Raw genomic sequence first — 19,003 nt, forward strand, 5'->3', positions numbered from 1 at the left:
CCGCGTTCCGGACGGAGGTGCTGTGGTCCGGGGGACGCTCATCGCCGACCGCTACCGCATCGTGCGGCGCCTCGGCGCTGGCGCGATGGGCGCGGTGTACGAGGCACTCGACATCGAGACCGACCGCCGGCGCGCGCTCAAGGTGATGCACGCGCACGCGATCGAGCGCGCCGATCTCCGGCGGCGGTTCGCGCTGGAGGCGCGGGTCGCGGGCCGTGTCGACAGCCCGTTCCTCGTCGACGTCCTCGACGCCGGGGTCGACCGGGCGACGTCGACGCCCTTCCTGGTGATGGAGCTCCTGGAGGGCGAGACGCTGGCCCAGCGGCTCGCGCGCGCGGGCCGCTGCGCGCCCGCCGAGGCGCTCCGCTGGCTCGGGCAGGCGGCGCTCGGGCTCGACAAGATGCACGGCCTCGGGGTCGTCCACCGCGACCTCAAGCCCAGCAACCTCTTCCTGGAGCGGCGCGAGCACGACGCGCAGCGCCTCAAGATCCTCGATCTCGGCGTCGCCAAGGTCCTCGACGCCGGCGCCGGCCTCGAGTCGACGGGCGCGGCGGGCACGCCGGTCTACATGGCGCCGGAGCAGTTCCGCGGCGGCAAGCTCACGCCGGCCGCCGACATCCATGCGCTCGGGATGATCGCCTTCACGCTGCTCGTCGGGAGCCCTTACTGGCAGGACGAGGCGACGCGGGGCCACGACCCGATCGCTTTCGCGCTGGCCGCTTCCTCTGGCCCCGCGGAGCCGGCGACGGCGCGCGCGGCGCGGCGCGGCGTCGCGCTGCCGCCCGGGATGGACGCGTGGTTCGCGCGAGCGACGGCGGTGGATCCCGCCGCCCGGTTCGCGAGCGCGGTCGCCGCGGTGACGGCGCTGGCCGGAGCGCTGGGGGAGCCCGGCGTCGAGCTGCCGCTCGAGGGAGCCTCGTCCGCCCCGCGGGCGGTGGCCGAGGAGGGCGAGGGCGCGACAAGGACCGCCGACGGGGGCGAGGGCCGCGAGGTCGGGACCAGGACCGCCGACGGGGGCGAGGAGGGCGAGGGCGCGACAAGGACCGCCGACGGGGGCGAGAAAGGCGGATGGGGCGCCGATCCTGCCGCGTCGCGGGCCGATCCTCTCGCGTCCGGGGCCGATCCTCTCGCGCCCGGAGCCGATCCTCTCGCGCCCCGGGCCGATCCTCTCGCGCCCCGGGCCGATCCTCTCGCGTCCGGGGCCGATCCTCTCGCGCCCCGGGCCGATCCTCTCGCGCCCGGAGCCGATCCTCTCGCCGCGTCAGCCGCTCCTCTCGCCGTGTCAGCCGCTCCTCTCGCCCCGGAGGCCGCCCCTGCCGCGCCGCCTCGGTCCGGCGCGCGGGCGCGCTGGCGGCTCGGGCTCGGCGGCGCCGCCGCGGCGCTCGGCGCCTTCGCCCTCGCAGCCTCGCTCGCCGCGCCGCGCGCGGCGCCCCCCGGGGCGTCCCCTTCGGCAGCTCCCGCGGCGCCGCCCCTTACCGCGCCCCCCTCGCCGCTCGCCGCGCCCGACGCGGTGCTCGCCTGCCCCGTCCTCGAGGCAGCGGGCGTCGACGAGCCGGCAGGCTGGCTCGGCGCCGCTGCGGCGGCGACCGTGTGCGAGCGAGCGCGGATCCTGCTCGGCGGCCGCACGGCGCGCACCCTGGTGCCGGCCGAGCTGCTCTCGCTCCCGCGGCAGCCCGTGGATCGCTTCCCGCTCGACCCGTACGCCGCGCCGGAGGCCCGGGCGCGCTCCGTCGCGGCGGCGCGCCGCCGCGCCGCCGCATACGTCGACGGCGAGGTGGTCCGCGACGGCGCGGCCTTCCGGGTCGCCCTGCGGCTGCACGGACCGGACGGCGCCGAGCTCACCCGCGCGCAGGGCGCCGGACGGGCGCTGTTCGAGGCGGTCCGCGACGCCATGACCCCGATGGTGCAGGCCGGGCACTTGCCCCGGGCGGCCCGCCTCGACCCCGCGGTCGCGGAGTTCTCGCGGGCCGGGGACGCCGACGGGGCCCTCGCCCTGCTCGATCTCTCGATGGCCATGGTGCACAACGCCGGCGGGGTCCCGGACGAGTGCGCGCGCGTCGAGGCGCTGGGCGGCGCGCTCGCGGAGATGGGGCCGGGGGAGCGCACCCGGTGCGCCTTCGTCCTCGGCCTCCCCGCGCCCGCTGTCGCGCTCCCGCCCTCCGAGGCGGCCTCGCCCGGCGCGCTCGCGGCGCGCGCGCGGCTCGAGCAGCTCGCCCACCGCGTGGAGAGCCCGGCGCTCGCCGAGGAGCTCGTGCGGCGCCTCGAGCGCGAGCCGTCGTCGTGGGGGCGCTCGACGCTGGCGGCGACAGCGTCGTGCCTGCTCCAGCCGTTCGATCCTGGCCGCGCCGCCGAGCTCTCGCTCCTCTCGGTGCAGGTCGAGCCGAAGAACCCGACCGGGGAGTTCTGCGCGCCGTGGGTGCAGCTCGCCACGGTGACGCGGGGCACGGCGAGCGCCGAGAGCGCGCTCCGCGCGATGCAGGCGTGGGCGCCCTGGGACGGCTATGCGTGGCTGCTCGAGGAGGCAGGGCCCGGCGACGCCGGGCGGGCGCTCGCGTTCGCCCGGCGCGCTCACGCGCTGTCGCCGCTCGACGCCTACGTGGCCGACGTGCTCGCGAGCCGGCTGCTCGCGGCCGGCGCGCGCAGCGAGGCGCGCGGCATCGCGCTCGCGCTCGCCGCGGGCGGATACCCGAGCCAGAAGGTCGAGGGCGAGCTCTTGCTCGTGCGGGTCGAGGCGAGCGAGGTCCGCTTCGGCGCCGCGCTCGCGCGGGCGCGGCGGGCGATGGTCCCCGCCGCCGAGGACGCCGGGTGGGTGCGCGTCCAGCGGCTCGAGATCGCGTGGCGCGCGCTGGAGCTCGGCCTGATCCTGGGCCGGGCCGGCGAGGTCGCCGATCTCGCCGTGGAGCGCCTCCTCGATCCGGAGCCGCCGCCGCTCGCCGGCGCCCACCACATCGACGTCCCGCTGCGCGTCGCGGCGATCTGCGCCCGCGCCACGCCGGCGGCGTCGCGGCGGTGCTTCGCGCGGCTCCGCGCGCTGCGGCCGCAGCTCTCGGGCGTCCTCCCGGGCACGGACGCGTTCACGGACGGCGCCGAGCGCCACGCGCGCGCGGACCACGCCGGGGCGGCGAGGGCGTGGCGGCCGCTCTTGCGGGACCCGGGGCCTTTCGCGGCGGTGATGGCCGACGGCATGGCGGCGGTGTTCGAGCGGGCCGGCGAGTCGGAGCTCGCGGAGCGGCTGGAGCAGGCCGCTGCGGGGGGCGAGAGCCACCTCGGCGGCGCGAGCCTCGCCACGGTGCGCGCGGCGCGCCGGGCCGCGCGGCGCGGCGCCGTGGACGAGGCGCGGGCGCTGGCGAGGCAGGTGCTCGACGCGTGGGCCATCGCGGACGAGCCGGTGCCGGTGCTCGACGAGATGCGGCGGCTCGCGAGGCCCCGTTGAGGGCGACCCGGGTCGCCGGGTGTGCGACCTGCGACCTGCCGCCGTCTCGCTCCTTTTCCCGCGATTCCCCGCGATACTGAGGTCCGGAGCGCGGCACGTCGCCGTCGCTTCGCGGCGAGGGGGCCCGAGAGCAGCCCGCGCCGCTGCGAGGTTGCTTTCGGGGCGAGGAGGACATGATGCGACGATCGCTGGAGCTGACCCTGTGCTTGTCGGTGGCGGCCGTGCTCGGGGCCTGCGGGGACGACGAGCGCGGGGGCGGGGAAACGACCGGCGCGGGCGGCGCCGGCGCGGCGAGCGCCTCGGGGGGCGGCGCGGGCTCGGGCGGCGCGACCCCGGGCTCTCCCGCGCACGCCGGCGGCGGCCCGGCGGCCGGCAACCCCGACGGGAGCTGCGCCGTGCCGGCGGAGGCGCAGGCGGCCGACACCTCCTCGCCGACCACGGTGATCGGAGACGGCACGCCGGAGAGCTGCACGTCGGAGGCGGTCGTCGCCGCTGTCGCGGGCGGCGGCGTCATCGCGTTCGACTGCGGCCCCGACCCGATCACCATCACGCTCGAGGAGACCGCGAAGATCTTCAACGACACAGGTCCCGAGATCGTGATCGACGGCGGCGGGCTCGTGACCCTGAGCGGCGGCGGCGCGCGGCGCATCCTCTACATGAACACCTGCGACGAGGCGCAGGTCTGGACGACGCCGAGCTGCGACAACCAGGACCATCCGCGGCTGACGGTCCAGAACCTCACGTTCATCGAGGGCGACTCGACCGGTGACGACGACGAGGGCGGCGGCGCCATCTTCGCGCAGGGCGGGCGCCTGAAGGTCGTCAACTCGCGCTTCTTCAACAACGCGTGCGATCCGACCGGCCCCGACCTCGGGGGCGCCGGGATCCGGGCGTTCATGCAGTACGAGGGCCTGCCGGTCTACGTGGTGAACAGCACCTTCGGCGGCGCCGAGGGGTACGGGAACGCGTGCGCGAACGGCGGCGGCATCAGCAGCATCGGCGTCTCCTGGACGGTCATCAACAGCCTCTTCTCTCACAACCGCGCGCTCGGCAACGGCGGCAACCCCGCCGAGGCGGGGACGCCGGGCGGCGGCAGCGGCGGGGCCATCTACAACGACGGCGACACGATGACGCTCACGCTCTGCGGCACCCGGATCGAGCGGAACGAGGTGAACGCGCACGGGAGCGCGATCTTCTTCGTGAGCAACGACCACACGGGGAACATCGTGATCGACAGGTCGGTGATCACCGGCAACGTCGGCGGCTCCTGGTACCCGACCTACCCGCAGATCTCGAACCACGACGACACGCCGATCTCGGTGACCGACTCGACCATCGAGTGAGCGCGCCCGGCCGCGGGCGCCTGTCGCGCGCGGCCTGGCGCGGCCGGCGGCGCATCCGGTCAGTCCCGCGCTCACGGCGGTCCCATCGAGGAAAGGACTGCGGGTGAGGAGCCATCACCTGCAGTCAGGCAACTGGAGACGCGGCCGTAGCGGCTATTGCCCGCCGCCCTGCTCCGCCAGCACCTCCTCGGCCACGGCGAGCCCCTTCACCGCGCGCGGGAACCCCGCGTAGACCGATGTCTGCATGATCGTCTCGACGATCTCCTCGCGCGTGCAGCCGACGTTCAGCGCGTAGCGGATGTGATTCCCGAGCGGCACCTCCGAGTCGCCCACGGCCGCCAGGGCGGCGACGGCGGTCAGCAACCGAGTCCGCAGGTCGAGGCCCGGGCGAGCGTAGATATCGCCGAACGGATACTCGATCACGTAACGGCCGAAGTCCGGCGCCAGGCCCGCATACACGTCCATCACGCGCTGCGGGGCCGCCGGGTCGAGCCGGCCGAGCACCGCCTTGCCTCGGGCGAAGCGGTCACCTGCCTCGGCGGGCGCTGGCACCGCGGTGGCCGGCGCCGCGATGGCTAGCGCCGCAGTGGCTGGCGCCGCGGTGGCCGGGGACGCAGGGCGAGCGGGGCCGGGCGCGGCGCACCCGGCCAGCGCCGCCCCGGCCATCGCGAGGGCCACCGCCGCGAGCCGCCGCGCGCGGCCGCGGCGCCCCCGTGACCCGATCTTCTGCGACTGTCCCATGCGATGCGCTCCTCCAGCGACGGCGCCCGTCGCCGTCGACGGGACGAAGGAAAGCACGCCGCCGGGCGGCGACCATGGCAGATCCTATCCTGGGATTGTCAGGTCCTGGATGCGCAGGAGAGATGGCGGGCCCTCACGCGAACCACGCGTTGACCTCGGCGTAGGTCAGCGGCGCCCCGTCGGACGGCGGCGCCCACCGGCCCGCGATGACCTGCTCCGCGTCGCGCCGCGCGGCCGAGAGGGCCGTCAAGGCGAGGCGCGGCCCGACGCTCACCCGGCGCACGCCGAGGGCGCGGAGCTGCTCGATCGACGGCAGCGCCGGCGACGCCCACACGTTGAGCGGCACGCGCACCTCGGCGACGACGCGCGAGAGCCCCTCGGCCGCCGAGAGGCCCGGCACGAAGAGGCCATCGCAGCCCGCGTCGACGTAGCGCCTCGCGCGGCGCACCACCTCGTCGAGGGCCTCGGCGCCGGACAGCGCGCGGCGCAGGAGCACGTCCGTGCGCGCATTCAGGAACAGGTCCAGCCCGGCGCGCTCGAGCGCCCCCCGCGCCGCGAGCAGCTTCGAGGCGAGCGCCTCGGGCGGCTCGGCGCCGTCCTCGAGGTTGACGCCCGCCACGCCGGCCTCCGCGAGGCGGCACACGACGTCGGCCACGTCCTCGGCGCTCGCGGCGTAGCCTCGCTCGAGGTCGACGCTCACCGGGACCCGCACGGCGCGGAGGACGTCGCCTGTCGCGGCGAGCAGCCGGTGGAGGGGCAGGCGCTCGCCGTCGGCCACGCCGTGCGCCCAGGCCACCGCGGCGCTGCTGGTCGCGACGGCGGCGCCCCCGGCCGCCTCGGCGAGCCTGGCGCTCACGGCGTCCCACGCGTTGAGCAGCACGAGGACCTGCCCCGGGGCGTGCAGCGCCCGGAACCGCGCGGCGGTGGACGGGGGCGGGTTCATCGGCCGCCCTCGGCGTCGGGCTCCGCCGGGAACCTGTAGGCCATGGCGATGCGGTTCCAGGCGTTGATCGTCGCCACCACCGACGTCAGCGCCGCGAGGTCCTCGCCGGAGAACGCGGCCGATACCTCGCTGTGCACCGCGTCGGGCACGTCGCCGTCCCTGAGCTGCGTCAGCGCGTCGGTCCAGGCGAGCGCGGCGCGCTCGGCCTTCGTGAAGTGCGGCGACTCGCGCCAGCCAGCGAGCGCCTCGAGCCGCTCCGCCGAGATCCCGAGCGCCCGCGCCTCGCGCCGGTGGAGCGCGACGCAGAAGGGGCAGCGGTTCACCAGGGAAGCGCGGATCTTGACGAGCTCGATGAGCTCCGCGCCGAGGGCGCTCTGCTTCGTGGCCGCCGTGACCGCGCGCAGCGCGCGGACGGTCTCCGGGGCGAGCTGTTGAAAGGCAGGGAAGTCGAGCCGGGGAATTTCGGTTGCCATGCCCCGGCAGGATACGTTCATGATGGACCAGCGACAGTGCCAAGAACCGCGAAACCGACTGGGCCATCGTGAGCGCGCGCGGCGCCGCGCTTCCCTCCGTGGGCAGCGGGCGGCAGCGGAGCGACAGGCCGCTGCACGCGCAGCTGTACGACCGGATCCGGAAGGCCGTCCTCTCCGGCGCTCTCTCCCCGGGCGCCCGGCTCCCCTCGGCGCGCGCCATGGCGCTCGAGGCGGGCGTCTCGCGCGGGACGGTGGACGTCGCGTACGCGCGCCTCGCGGTCGAGGGGTTCCTCGTGACGCGCGGCGCGGCCGGCACCTTCGTCACGAGCCCGCTCCCCATCACCCCGCGCGGCGCGCCGCCCGCGCCCGCGAAGGACCCGCGCCCCGCGCCCCACGGCCGCGCGGCGCTCCGGCCGTTCCAGATCGGCGTCCCCGCGGTCGACGCGTTCCCCGTCGCGACGTGGTCGCGGCTGCTCGGGCGGCACGCGCGGCGCGCGCGGGCCTCCGACCTCGCGCGCTCCGACCCGTGCGGCGACGGCGCCCTGCGCGCGGCCGTCGCCGCGCACCTCGCGGTCTCGCGCGGCGTCGTCGCGCGCGCCGAGCAGGTGATGATCACCGGCGGCTACCACGGCGCGCTCGGCCTGCTCGCCCGCGCGCTCGCGCGGCCGGGGGACCGGGCGTGGCTCGAGGACCCCGGCTACCACCGGACGCGGGACGCGCTCGAGCTCGCCGGGCTGCGGCTCGCGGCCGTGCCGGTGGACGCCGAGGGGCTCGTCGTCGCCCGCGGCGTCGCGCTCGCTCCGCGCGCCAGGTTCGCCTTCGTGACGCCGAGCCACCAGATGCCGCTGGGCATGGCGCTCTCGCTGCCGCGCCGGCTCGCCCTCCTGGCCTGGGCGCGGGGCGCCGGCGCGTGGGTCGTCGAGGACGACTACGACGGGGAGTTCCAGCACGCCTCCGCGCCGCTGCCCGCCCTGAAGAGCCTCGATGACCAGGGCCGGGTGATCTACGCGGGGACCTTCAGCAAGTCGATGTTCCCCGCGCTGCGCCTCGGCTTCCTCGTCGTCCCGGACGGCGCCCACGGCGCGCTCGCTCGCGCGGCCGGCCTGCTGCACCCGCCCCCGCCGCTGGCCGTGCAGCGGGCCGTCGCCGACTTCCTCGGCGAGGGGCACTTCGCGCGGCACGTGCGGCGCATGCGCGCGCTCTATGCAGAGCGGCGCGGCGCGCTCGCGCGCGCGCTGGAGGAGCTCGCGTCGCCGCACCTCCAGCTCGATCCCGGGGCGGGCGGGCTGCACCTGACCGTGCGCCTGACCGGCGCCCGCGACGGCGAGGTGGTCGAGCGCGCGGCCCTGCTGGGCCTCGCGCCGGGCGCCCTGTCGAGCTACCAGGTCCGCGCCGCGCGGGGCCGGCTCGAGGGGCTGCTGCTCGGGTTCGCCGCGCTGCCCGCCCCCCGCGCGCGCAAGGCCGTGTCCCGCCTCGCGCAGGCGATCGAGCAGGCGCGCGAGGCGCCGCCGCCCTGCGCCCCGGAGCCGCCGCCGGCCGGGCCGGCCAGGGTCGGGCGACGCTGAGCGGCGCGGCGGGGCCGCGCTGGCGCGCTCAGGCGTGCACGCGCCCGAGGAAGTCGCGCGAGAGCGCCACGATCTCCGGGAGGTTCGTCTCGAGCGCCCAGTGTCCGCCGTCGAGGAGGTGAAGCTCGGCGTCCGGAAGGTCCCGGAGGTAAGCGCGCGCCGCGCCCTCGGGCATGAAGCCGTCCTGCGGCCCCCAGACGATCAGCGCCGGCGGGCGGTGCTCGCGCAGGTACGCCTGGTACCGCGGGAACCAGGCGAGGTTCTCCTTCAGCCCCTCCATCAGGCCGACCATGATCTCGCGCCGCTCCCTGGTCATGAGCGGCCAGGAGAGCTTCCAGAGGTCGGGCGGGACCCTCTCCACGAGCCGCTCGTCGATCTCGCCCACGAACTCGTCGCGGAAGCCTTCCTCGCTGACGGCCTCGCGCAGCTTCTCGCGGCCCTCCGGCGTCGGGCTCGCCCAGTAGGCCTTCAGGGTCTCGTACTTGGGCCCGAGCTCGTCCTCGTAGATGTCGCCGTTCTGGATGATCAGGGCGGCGACCCGCTCGGGCGCCTTGATGGCCAGGCGCAGGCCGATCTGAGAGCCGTAGTCGTGCAGGTAAAGGGCGTACCGCTCGACCCCCAGCGTCCGCGCGAATCGCTCGAGCAGGTCGGCGTACCCGTCGAAGGTGTACGGGAAGCCCGCGGGCGTGTCGCTGTAGCCGAACCCCGGGTAGTCGGGCGCGAGCAGCCGCCAGCGGTCGGCCAGGGCAGGCATGAAGTTGCGGTACTGGAACGAGGACGACGGGTACCCGTGCGGCAGCAGGACGACCGGCGCGTCCGCCGGACCGGCCTCGCGGTAGAAGATCCGGACCCCGTCGATCGCGAGGTGGCGATGGCGGACCTCGAGATCGCGCGCGTGGGCGCCATTCGGTGAGCTTCCAGCGGCCTTCATGGCTCTCCTCCTTGAGCCCTCCCGGTCGGTCGTCAACGCGGCTCCGCTCGGGCACGACGGGGGGCCCGGCGCGGGGCCGCGCGGCTCACGTCCCGGGCTCGCGCCGCCGGGGCGCCGGCCGGCGCCGCGTGGTCGCCTCGCCGGCGAACGGCCTGTCGCCGAGGCGCAGGGCGCTCCGCTGCTCCGTGCCGAGCCGCTTCACCGCCGCCCGGAAGTCCTCCCGGGCCAGCCGGAGCCGGTTCTGGGCCGTGTTCTCGTTGAGCTGGAGCTCGCGGGCGATCTCGACGACCGGGATATCGAGCATGTCGTGCATCACCAGCATCACCCGCCGCTGCGGGAGGAGGCTCGTGAGCAGCAGGTCTATCACCTCGGCCCGCTCCGTCGCCTCCACCTGCAGCTCCAGGCGGGGCCGCCGGTCGACCCCGGCGAAGATCGCGCTGCTCTGGAGGCCCACCGGGATCTCGCGGCGCCGGAAGGCCCGGTCGCGGTAGTGGCTCGCCTGCCGCCGCGCGATTCCGAAGAGCCACCGGTAAAGCGGGTCCCACGCCCGCCGCGCCGGCAGCCCGGCGAGGTAGGGGAGCACCTTGCTGAGCGACACCCGCTCCTGGGGGCCGGCCTCGTCCTCCTCGCGCGTCCCCTGCGCGGCGCGCAGCAGGCGGTTCGCGTCGAAGCTCTCCAGACCGCGGTAGGCGGCGAGGAGGACGTCGTGCAGCACGTCCTCGAGGTCGTGCGGCCCGACGCCATACCCGCGGAGCAACCTGCGAAGGAAAGGAACACCCACCTCGTGCAGCACGGCGAAGCTGCGATGTCGGTCGCGGAGGGCATTATCTGATCGTGATTCCACATATAATTTTTACGAACGCTCATTCCGGGTCGTTTGGGAACCGCGGCCATGCGCCAAAACCCACGGCTTTTGCCGCGTTTTTTTTTGCGCTGACCAGCGACTCGCGCCGAGCGACTCCCGGGCCGCCGGGACCCGCCCTCGGCGCGCCAGCCCTCATGTCGCACCCTGAAATTCGATGTTCCGACTCCCCGAATTCGTGACCAGCTGGAGCGGTGTCGTGCAATTTGTGCGTTTCGCCCCGGAAAACGCGGCCGGCGCCCTCGCGCCCGGGCGCCGGCCTCGGCCGTGCGCTCTCTGGCCTTCAGGCGCTCGCCTGGCGGCGCCCGCCGGGCTCCGCGGCGCCGCCGCCCTCGGTCGCCGCGCCGGTGCCCCGCCTCGGCGCCGCGCCGGTGCCCCGCCTCGGCGCCGCGCCGGTGCCCCGCCTCGGCGCCGCGCCGGTGCCCCGCCTCGGCCCGGTGCCCGGTCTTGGCGGCGGGGTTTCTCCGGCGGACGCCGCCGGGGCCGCCCCCTTGCCGATCTCCCCCCCGGCCCGTAGGGTGACGGCGCCGTGTCCCTCCTCCAGCTCCGCCGCAGCGCCGGCGCCGCCCCCCGCGACCTCACCGCTTTCCTGCCGACGACCCGGGAGGAGATGCGCGCGCGGGGCTGGGACGCGCTCGACATCCTGCTCGTCAACGGCGACGCCTACGTCGACCACCCCGCGTTCGGCGCGGCGATCATCGGCCGCTTCCTCGAAGGCCGCGGCTTTCGTGTCGGGATCATCTCCCAGCCCCGCTACCAGGACACGACCGACCTCCTGCGGATGGGGGTGCCCCGGCTCATGGTCGGGGTCACCGCCGGCAACCTCGACTCGATGCTGAACAAGCTCACCGCCCAGAAGAAGGTCCGCAGCGAGGACCAGTACTCGCCGGGCGGGCAGGTGGGCCTGCGCCCCAACCGGGCCTCGATCGTCTACTCGAACCTCTGCCGGCAGGCGTTCCCCGGCGTCCCCATCATCCTCGGCGGCATCGAGGCGTCGCTCCGGCGCATCGCGCACTACGACTACTGGTCCGACCAGGTCCGCCGCTCGGTCCTGCTCGACGCCAAGGCGGACCTGCTCCTCTTCGGCATGGGCGAGAAGGCGGTCTGGGAGGTCGCCGACCGGCTCCGGCGGGGCGAGCCCGTCCGCTCGATCCGCGACGTCCGGGGCACGGCCTTCCCGATGCGCAAGGGCGAGTGGGAGCAGATCGAGGGCTCGCGCTACGTCGCCGACGGCAAGGCGGTGATCCTCCCGAGCTACGAGGAGGTGGCCGCGGACAGGCGCGCCTTCGCCGAGATGTCGCGCGCCTTCCAGTTCGAGACGAACCCCGGCAACGCCCGCCCGCTGCTCCAGGCGCACGGCGCCGAGGCGGTCTACTTCAACCCGCCCGCGTTCCCGCTGGAGACGTCCCAGATGGACGCGCTCTACGACCTGCCGTTCACGCGGGTGCCGCACTGGTCGTACGACGCGCCGATCCCCGCGTACGAGACGGTGAAGCACTCGGTGGTCACGATGCGCGGCTGCTTCGGCGGCTGCACGTTCTGCTCGATCACGGAGCACGAGGGCCGGGTGATCCAGTCGCGCTCGGCGGACAGCATCCTGCGCGAGGTGCGGGCGCTCCGGCGCATGGATGGCTTCCGCGGCGTCCTCAGCGACCTCGGCGGGCCGACCGCGAACATGTACCAGATGCGGTGCAAGGACGAGGCGATCGAGAACGCCTGCCGGCGGCTCTCCTGCGTCTTCCCCGAGGTCTGCGAGAACCTGAACACCGACCACGGCCCGCTGCTCAAGCTGATGAAGGCGGTGCGCGAGGAGGAGGGGATCAAGAAGGTCTTCATCGCCTCCGGCGTGCGTTATGACCTCGCCGAGCGGTCGCCCGAGTTCATCGAGGAGCTCGCCGCGCACCACACGGGCGGCCAGCTCTCGGTCGCCCCCGAGCACAACAAGAAGGACGTGCTCGACAAGATGAAGAAGCCGGGCATCGAGAGCTACGAGCGCTTCGCCGAGCAGTTCCGGTGCGCGAGCGAGGAGGCGGGGAAGAACCAGTTCCTCGTGCCTTACTTCATCTCGGGGCACCCCGGCTCGACGCTGCGGGACATGGTCGACCTCGCCGTGTACCTGAAGAAGAGCGGGATGAGGCCGCGCCAGGTGCAGGACTTCATCCCGACGCCGATGTCGATGGCGGCGTGCATGTACCACACGGGGATCGACCCGCTCACGCGCGAGCCGGTGTACACGGCGAAGGACCTGCGGGAGAAGAAGCTGCAGAAGGCGCTGCTCCTCTACTGGGATCCGGCGCACCACGACGAGGCGCGCGAGGCCTTGATCAAGGCGGGCCGCGGTGATCTCATCGGCACGAAGCCGCACTGCCTGGTGCCGCCGGCGGCCGGCAAGGGGGCGCCGCCGCGCTACCTCGCCAAGGTCCGCGGCGAGCGCCGGGGGAAGCCAGCCGATGCGACACACCGCCGAACTCGATAGCGATCGGTCCTTCGCCGCGAAGCTCGGCGACCGCGGCCTGTTCCCGCACCTCGCGCCGCTCGTCTACGTGAACCACGCGGGGATCTCGCCCCCCTCGCGGCCGGTGCGCCTCGCGATGATCGCACTGCTCGACGCCTACGCCGCGCAGGGGGCGGCCGCGTTCCCGGCGTGGTACGCGCAGCGGGTCCGGCTGCGCGAGAAGCTCGGCCGGCTCGTCGGGGCGGCGGCTGAGGACATCGCGCTGGTCCAGAGCACGACGCGGGGGCTGAGCGACATCGCCCTGTGCTACCCGTGGCGGCCGCGCGACAGGGTGGTCCTGTTCGAGGGGGAGTTCCCGGCCAACGTGACCCCGTGGCAGCGCGCGGCCGCGCTGTTCGATCTGGAGGTCGTCTTCCTGCCGCTCGGCGGCTTCGCGGACGGCAGCGGCTCGGGCCTCGCGCGGCTTTCGGACGAGCTCCGGCGCGGGGCGCGGCTCGTCGCGGTGAGCGCGGTGCAGTTCCAGACGGGCCTCAAGATGCCGCTCGCCGCGATCGGGGCGCTCTGTCGCGCGCACGGGGCGGAGCTGTGCGTCGATGGCGTCCAGGCGGTCGGCGCGACGCCGGTGGACGTCGAGGCGGCGGGCATCGATTACCTCGCCTGCGGCGGCCACAAGTGGCTGATGGGGCTGGAGGGCACGGGGTTTTTGTACATCCGCCGCGGGCGCCTGCCCGCGCTGCGGCCGGCGGTGGCGGGCTGGCTGAGCCACGAGGACGGGGTGAGCTTCCTGCTGCAGGGTCCGGGGCACCTCCGGTACGACCGGCCGATCCGGCAGCGCGCCGACTTCGTGGAGGGGGGCAACCTCAACGCCGCGGGCTACGCCGGGCTGGAGGCGGCGGTGGATCTGATCCTGCAGATCGGGGTCGAGCGGATCCACGAGCACGCGAACCGCTTCCTGGATCCGCTCGAGGAGGCGCTCCGGGAGCGCGGCTGGGAGAGCCTGCGCGCGGAGGATCCGGCCTTGAGGGGGTGCGCGCTCGGGGTGAGGCCGCCGGGCGGCGCCTCGGTGGTGGAGCTGCACCGCGAGCTCACGCACCTCGGCATCGCCTGCGCGATCCCGGACGGCGTGCTGCGCTTCTCGCCGCACTGGCCGAACGCGCTGGACGAGTGGGAGCAGGTGCTGCTCTCGACGGATGAGGCGCTGGCGAGGGTACGGAAGGGGTGAGTCGGCGTCGCCCGTGGCGCGTCGGGCGAGCCATCGCGATGAGATCAGAGAGAGCTGTGCGCGGAGACTCCGCAACGCATGGCTCTGTACGGTTCCATTGCGATGTTAGCGCGCTGGCGGACTGGGTATGTTCACGCTAGCCCGAAGCGTGAACATGACGCGGCACAAGCACCTCAAGTTGGACCAGTCCAAGATCGATCGAGCCAAGAAGCTCCTCGGTGCGAAGACGGAGCAGGAGACGATCGAGCGGGCGCTCGATCTCGTCCTCGGCGAGGAGCCGATCCTGAAGGTCCACCGGCGCGTCAAGGCGGTCGGCGGCTACGAAGATGCTCTTCGATGATCCTCCGGAAGGTGCTCCTCGATACGAACCTGTACATCGGCTGGCTGAACCGGGGATGCACGAGGACCTGATGATAGGGCCGGGCCTGGTCCGGTATCTCTCCGCCGTCGTGCAGATGGAGCTCCGCGCCGGCGCCACGACCCTCCCGGCGCGGCGGGCCGTCGATCATCTCGGCCGCGCGTACCGGAGCGCCGGGCGGATCGTCGCCCCGGACGCCGAGGTCTTCGACCATGCCGGACGAACATTGCGCCGGCTCCGTGAGGCGGGGCGTGAGGTGCGCCGAGCCTCGCTGGTCAATGACGTGTTGATCGCGCTCTCGGCGCGTTCTCTCGGCGCCACCGTCCTGACGGCCGACGAGCATTTCGATGCGATCCGAGCCGTCCTCGACTTCAAGCTGGAGCGGGTCGTCGCCTGAACGCGCCTCGGCGGCGCTGGAGGGCGCTGCCAGGTGGTAGAACTGCACCGCGAGCTCACGCACCTCGGCATCGCCTGCGCGATCCCCGACGGCGTGCTGCGCTTCTCGCCGCACTGGCCGAACGCGCTGGACGAGTGGGAGCAGGTGCTGCTCTCGACGGACGAGGCGCTGGCGAGGGTTCGGAAGGGGTGAGTCGCGGGGCGGGAGGGCGGAAGAGGGGATCGGGACGCGGCTTGATGGGGGAGTGCGGGGATCCCGCTGATTGACGGGGATCGTTGGCTCATCGTGACGCCGAGCGGGCTGCAGGAGCCAGTCCTTGCGAATTGCCTCTTCCGACTTGCCTCTTCCGACTTGCCTCTTCCGACTTGCCTCTTCCGACTTGCCTCCTCTGTCTTCCGTCTTATCTCTCTCGTCTCTCGTCTCCCGTCTCTCGTGCTCGTCTGGCGTGCTCGTCTGGCGTGCGCGTGCGCGTGCGCGTGCGCGCTCCATCCCAGTTGAATCGGTTCATCGCCTTCAGGCCTGAGTCGTCACCATCCTGACAAGCGTTTTCCGGGCCGAGAGCACTTCGACACATCGCGCACGCGCACGCGCACGCGCACGCGCACGCAGAGGGAAGACGGGAGACGGGAGACGGGAGACGGGAGACGGGAGACGAATTACGGAGGATGGCGAGCGGGGCGCATTGGCGACCAGCTACCCGGCGTCCGCTCCGGAGACGATCCCTCGATCCCCCTCACCGCCCCCGCTCATAATCGAGCGCGGCCTTCTCCACGACATCCCAGTCCCTCGCCGCCCGCTCCGCCTCGGCCACGAGGTCCGCCGTGAACAGCGTCAGCCCCCAGATGCCGTTGTCCCGCCGGCGGAACGGGTACCGCGTGCCGCGCGCCGTCTCGACCGTCGCCCGCTCGCCCGTCACCTCCACCTTGCCGATGCCGGACAGGTCGCGCCGGAGGCGCGCGATGAAGCCCTGCTTCGCGGCGAGGTCGACCCACACGTCCGCCCCGTCCTCGGCCATCGCGTGCGCCCGGTACTGGTCGAGCAGGCGCGTGCGCTCCGGCTCCGGGTAGCTCGCCTCGATCCGCTCGAACGCCTTCCGGCGGTAATCCCGGATCGTGTAGGCCGCGTGCTGCGCCCGATCCTCGAGGTACGGGAAGCACGCGCGCGGATCGCTCGCGCCGATGTTGTACGCGATGCGGAGATAGGCGCCCTCGGGCGTCGTGTCCGGCGGAAACTGGTTCAGCTTGCGCCAGAAGAGCAGGAGCGCCACCACGGCGACGGCGGCGGCGCCCCAGGCGATGGCGCGGCGACGGGTCATGCTGGAGCCTCCATGAGCGCGAGGGCGAGCTCCCGGCGCAGGCCCGAGCGCGTGGCTCGCGCGCCCGAGGCGCCAGGAGAGGGCCTAGTCGAGGTGGCCGCCGAACTGCAGGTAGAGCGACGCGACCTGCCCCCTGTCGAACGCAGGCCCCGCCGGCTCGTCCAGCGCGAGGAGCAGGCCGGCCCGCATGAAGAAGGTCTTCTGGCTGTCGTACACGAAGTACGGCATCAGCGAGACCTGCGCGTCGTCGACGAGATCCGGCGCCGTCGGGATCCACGCCATCCTCAGCGAGACGCCGCCGCCGAAGCCGGCGCGGCTCTGGAACTCGGGCTCCACCTTCGTCTGGAAGACGACGTCGAGATCGTCCGAGGGCACGTAGCCGATGCTGCGCGGCCCGTCGCTGAGCGGAGGGAAGAACGTGAGATCGCCGCCCGCCCTGAGCACGAAGGGGCGCCCGAAGCGGTACTCGATGCCGCCGAACCCGCCGATCGGGAGCGTGTCCGTCGCCCAGAGGTGCGCGTCGTACAGGGCCATCGCCCACCCGGCGGACGAGGTGGCCCAGCGCCAGTCGGCGTCATCGACCGCGCCGAGCGGCAGCGAGAGGCGGCCGCCCGCGTACCACGTGAGCTTGCCGTCGATGTCCGAGTAGTAGAGCGCGAACGTGGGGTTGCCGAGGCCGGCGCGCGACTCGCTCCTGAGGTCGATGCCGCCGCGCCGGCTGTCGATCGAGAGCGCGACCGGGAACTGCAGGTTGATGAACAGGTCGGGCGTCGGCTCGAACTGGATGAACGGCACGGCGGCGAGCGACGTGCCGTAGTACTCGGCGCTCCAGAGGTAGAGATCCACGCCCGCGTCCGAGCGGTGCACCGGAGGATCCCAGGCGTGCGCCGCGGGGGCGGCGGCGAGGAGAGGGGCAGCGGCGGAGACCGCCAGGGCGAATGCGCGGAGCCATCGGGACGTGCTCATCTCGAGATCTGCCTACCGAGATCCTGGCCGCGCCGTCAACCGCGTCGCGCCCCCCTTCCTGAGAAGCCGGCGCGCCCCTACGATGCGCCCCATGCCCCGCACGAGACCCGAAACCCCGCTCCTCGACGCGATCCAGCGCTCGGTCCTCGTGTTCGACGGCGCGATGGGCTCGCTGCTCTACGAGCGTGGGGTGTTCGTCACCCAGAACTTCGAGCAGCTCAACGTCACGCGCCCCGACCTCGTGAAGAAGGTCCACGCCGACTACGTCGCCGCGGGCGCGAACGTCATCGAGACCAACACCTTCGGCGCGAACAGGTTCCGGCTCGAGCGGTACGGGCTCGTCAACGAGGTGCGCAACTTCAACCTCGCGGGCGCGCGCATCGCGCGCGAGATCGCGGGCGGCGACGCGTACGTCGCCGGCTCGATCGGCCCGACCGGGCTCGTGCCCGGCGTGGCCACGCGCGACGACCTCGCCGCCGCGGCCGCCACGTTCGCCGAGCAGGCCGCCGCCCTCGCCGAGGGCGGCGCCGACGTCCTGGTCCTCGAGACATTTCGCCACCTCGACGAGATCAAGCTCGCCATCGAGGCGGCGCGCAAGGCGGCGCCGGGGCTGCCGGTCCTCGCGTCGATGACGTTCGACACGAGCGGCGTCGTGGCCGACGGCAGCGAGCCGGAGCGCGTCGCCCGGGCGCTGCGGGACTGGGGCGTCGACCTGCTCGGGGTCAACTGCGGCGACGGCCCGCAGCTGTCGCTCGCCATGGCCGAGCGGATGGCGACCGCGGGGCTGCCGCTCTGCGTGCAGCCGAACGCGGGCCTGCCCCGCACCGTCGACGGCCGCCTGCTCTACATGGCCACGCCCGAGTACTTCGACGTCTTCGCCCGCCGCCTGATCCAGGCGGGCGCCGTGATGATCGGCGGCTGCTGCGGCACCACGCCGGAGCACGTCAAGTGGATGGCCAAGTCGGCCCGCATGCTCCGGGGCGCCGCCGCGCCCGAGGCCACCTCGCGCCCGCAGATCACGATGGACGCGCCCACGGGGATCGAGCCCACGCCGCTCGGCGAGCGCAGCCCCCTCGCGGCGAAGATCGCGGCGGGCAAGTTCGTCGTCTCGGTCGAGGTGAACCCGGCGCCCGGCCTCAGCCCGGAGAGCGCGCTGAACGCGGCGAAGATGCTCATCGACAGCGGCGTCGACGTCGTGAACGTCGCCGACGGCCCGCGCGCCACCGCGCGCATGACCAACCTCGCCTTCTGCGCGCTCCTGCTCCAGCGCTTCGGCATCGAGCCGATCCTGCACGTCTGCGGCCGCGACCGGAACCTCATCGGCCAGATGGCGCACCTGCTCGGCGCCCACGCGATCGGCCTCAAGAACCTCGTCATCATCACGGGCGACCCGCCGAAGGTCGGCGACTACCCGGAGGCGACGGCGGTCTACGACCTCGACTCGATCGGGCTGCTCCACATGGCGAGCACGATGAACCGCGGCCTCGACCCGGCCGGCAAGCCGATCCCTGGCGGCAAGACGTCGTTCCTGCTCGCCACGGGGCTCGAGCCCGGCGCCCCGGACCTCGACAAGGAGATCGCGCGCCTGGAGCGCAAGCGCGCCGCGGGGGCCGACATCATCATGACGCAGCCGATCTTCCACCACGACCTCCTCGAGAAGGTGCTGCGGCGCATCGAGCACCTGGGGATGCCGGTGCTCGTCGGCGTGCTGCCGCTGGTCAGCTACAAGAACGCCGAGTTCCTCCACAACGAGGTGCCCGGCATGCAGATCCCCGAGGAGATCCGCGAGCGTATGCGCAAGGTGCCGGCCGGCCCCGAGGCGCGCAAGGAGGGGGTGAAGATCGCCCGCGAGATGCTCTTCTCGGTGCGCGACCGGGTGCAGGGGGCCTACCTGATGCCGCCGCTCGGCAAGTACGAGCTCGCGCTGGAGGTGCTCGACGGCCTCAAGACGAGCTGAGCGGCACGGCCGCTCGCTCCAGCGCGCCAGTTCTCGCTTGCA

Annotated in this window: 16 protein-coding genes; 9 read left to right on the forward strand and 7 right to left on the reverse strand. The window is 74.0% G+C overall.

The genetic code is table 11. The features are described 5' to 3' along the window. Nucleotides 1-22: 22 nt before the first annotated feature. Nucleotides 23-3,433, forward strand: a complete 3,411-nt coding sequence (locus WME89_RS48230; RefSeq protein ID WP_438006262.1) for a protein kinase domain-containing protein — start codon at nt 23-25, stop codon at nt 3,431-3,433. Between the two features lie 176 nt (nt 3,434-3,609). Beyond that, a complete protein-coding gene (locus WME89_RS48235; protein WP_438012065.1) occupies nt 3,610-4,776 on the forward strand; it encodes a hypothetical protein in 1,167 nt (388 codons plus the stop codon). A gap of 153 nt (nt 4,777-4,929) precedes the next feature. Here WME89_RS48235 and WME89_RS48240 read toward each other — a convergent pair whose 3' ends face one another. The 3 genes from WME89_RS48240 to WME89_RS48250 all read right to left on the reverse strand — a co-directional run bounded on the left by WME89_RS48240 (nt 4,930) and on the right by WME89_RS48250 (nt 6,933). Then, on the reverse strand, nt 4,930-5,517 hold the full coding sequence (locus WME89_RS48240; RefSeq protein WP_438006263.1) for a carboxymuconolactone decarboxylase family protein: 588 nt from the start codon (nt 5,515-5,517) through the stop codon (nt 4,930-4,932). A gap of 133 nt (nt 5,518-5,650) precedes the next feature. Beyond that, entirely contained in the window at nt 5,651-6,460 is an 810-nt protein-coding gene (locus WME89_RS48245; RefSeq protein ID WP_438006264.1) for an isocitrate lyase/PEP mutase family protein, read from the reverse strand. After that, on the reverse strand, nt 6,457-6,933 hold the full coding sequence (locus WME89_RS48250) for a carboxymuconolactone decarboxylase family protein (protein WP_438006265.1): 477 nt from the start codon (nt 6,931-6,933) through the stop codon (nt 6,457-6,459). The genes WME89_RS48245 and WME89_RS48250 overlap by 4 nt, the downstream gene beginning before the upstream one ends. Before the next feature lie 68 nt (nt 6,934-7,001). Here WME89_RS48250 and WME89_RS48255 point away from each other — a divergent pair, with 68 nt between their 5' ends. Then, nucleotides 7,002-8,498 (forward strand): PLP-dependent aminotransferase family protein, encoded by a 1,497-nt coding sequence (locus WME89_RS48255; protein WP_438006266.1) that lies wholly within the window; start codon nt 7,002-7,004, stop codon nt 8,496-8,498. Nucleotides 8,499-8,526: 28 nt separating this feature from the next. On the opposite strand, the gene WME89_RS48260 is transcribed toward WME89_RS48255, so the two are convergent. Beyond that, complete coding sequence (locus tag WME89_RS48260) at nt 8,527-9,429, reverse strand: alpha/beta fold hydrolase (RefSeq protein WP_438006267.1); 903 nt, start codon at nt 9,427-9,429, stop codon at nt 8,527-8,529. Between the two features lie 85 nt (nt 9,430-9,514). After that, nucleotides 9,515-10,273 carry an RNA polymerase sigma factor gene (locus WME89_RS48265; protein ID WP_437656920.1) on the reverse strand — a complete coding sequence of 253 codons (759 nt, stop codon included), beginning with the start codon at nt 10,271-10,273 and terminating at the stop codon, nt 9,515-9,517. 547 nt (nt 10,274-10,820) lie between these two features. On the opposite strand from WME89_RS48265, the gene WME89_RS48270 reads away from it, so the two are divergent. The 5 genes from WME89_RS48270 (at nt 10,821) to WME89_RS48290 (ending at nt 14,915) form a co-directional block, all read left to right on the forward strand. Continuing rightward, the gene (locus WME89_RS48270; RefSeq protein WP_438006268.1) at nt 10,821-12,767 is read left to right on the forward strand and encodes a YgiQ family radical SAM protein; all 1,947 of its coding nucleotides are present in this window, start codon (nt 10,821-10,823) and stop codon (nt 12,765-12,767) included. After that, nucleotides 12,742-13,968, forward strand: coding sequence for an aminotransferase class V-fold PLP-dependent enzyme (locus WME89_RS48275; protein WP_438006269.1), 1,227 nt, complete (start codon nt 12,742-12,744; stop codon nt 13,966-13,968). The genes WME89_RS48270 and WME89_RS48275 overlap by 26 nt, the downstream gene beginning before the upstream one ends. A 154-nt stretch (nt 13,969-14,122) precedes the next feature. Next, nucleotides 14,123-14,308: a hypothetical protein gene (locus WME89_RS48280; protein ID WP_438006270.1), complete on the forward strand. Its 186-nt coding sequence runs from the start codon at nt 14,123-14,125 to the stop codon at nt 14,306-14,308. Nucleotides 14,309-14,378: 70 nt separating this feature from the next. After that, on the forward strand, nt 14,379-14,723 hold the full coding sequence (locus WME89_RS48285) for a type II toxin-antitoxin system VapC family toxin (RefSeq protein WP_438012066.1): 345 nt from the start codon (nt 14,379-14,381) through the stop codon (nt 14,721-14,723). Nucleotides 14,724-14,756: 33 nt separating this feature from the next. Next, nucleotides 14,757-14,915, forward strand: a complete 159-nt coding sequence (locus WME89_RS48290) for a hypothetical protein (RefSeq protein ID WP_438006271.1) — start codon at nt 14,757-14,759, stop codon at nt 14,913-14,915. Between the two features lie 541 nt (nt 14,916-15,456). Here the strand turns inward: WME89_RS48290 and WME89_RS48295 are convergent. Beyond that, complete coding sequence (locus WME89_RS48295; protein WP_438006272.1) at nt 15,457-16,038, reverse strand: hypothetical protein; 582 nt, start codon at nt 16,036-16,038, stop codon at nt 15,457-15,459. A gap of 84 nt (nt 16,039-16,122) precedes the next feature. Beyond that, nucleotides 16,123-17,004, reverse strand: coding sequence for a hypothetical protein (locus tag WME89_RS48300; protein ID WP_438006273.1), 882 nt, complete (start codon nt 17,002-17,004; stop codon nt 16,123-16,125). A gap of 91 nt (nt 17,005-17,095) precedes the next feature. On the opposite strand from WME89_RS48300, the gene WME89_RS48305 reads away from it, so the two are divergent. Beyond that, complete coding sequence (locus tag WME89_RS48305) at nt 17,096-18,961, forward strand: bifunctional homocysteine S-methyltransferase/methylenetetrahydrofolate reductase (RefSeq protein ID WP_438006274.1); 1,866 nt, start codon at nt 17,096-17,098, stop codon at nt 18,959-18,961. Nucleotides 18,962-19,003: the final 42 nt, after the last annotated feature.

Source organism: Sorangium sp. So ce321 (assembly GCF_051530195.1).
In the GTDB taxonomy this organism is placed as follows: domain Bacteria; phylum Myxococcota_A; class Polyangia; order Polyangiales; family Polyangiaceae; genus Sorangium.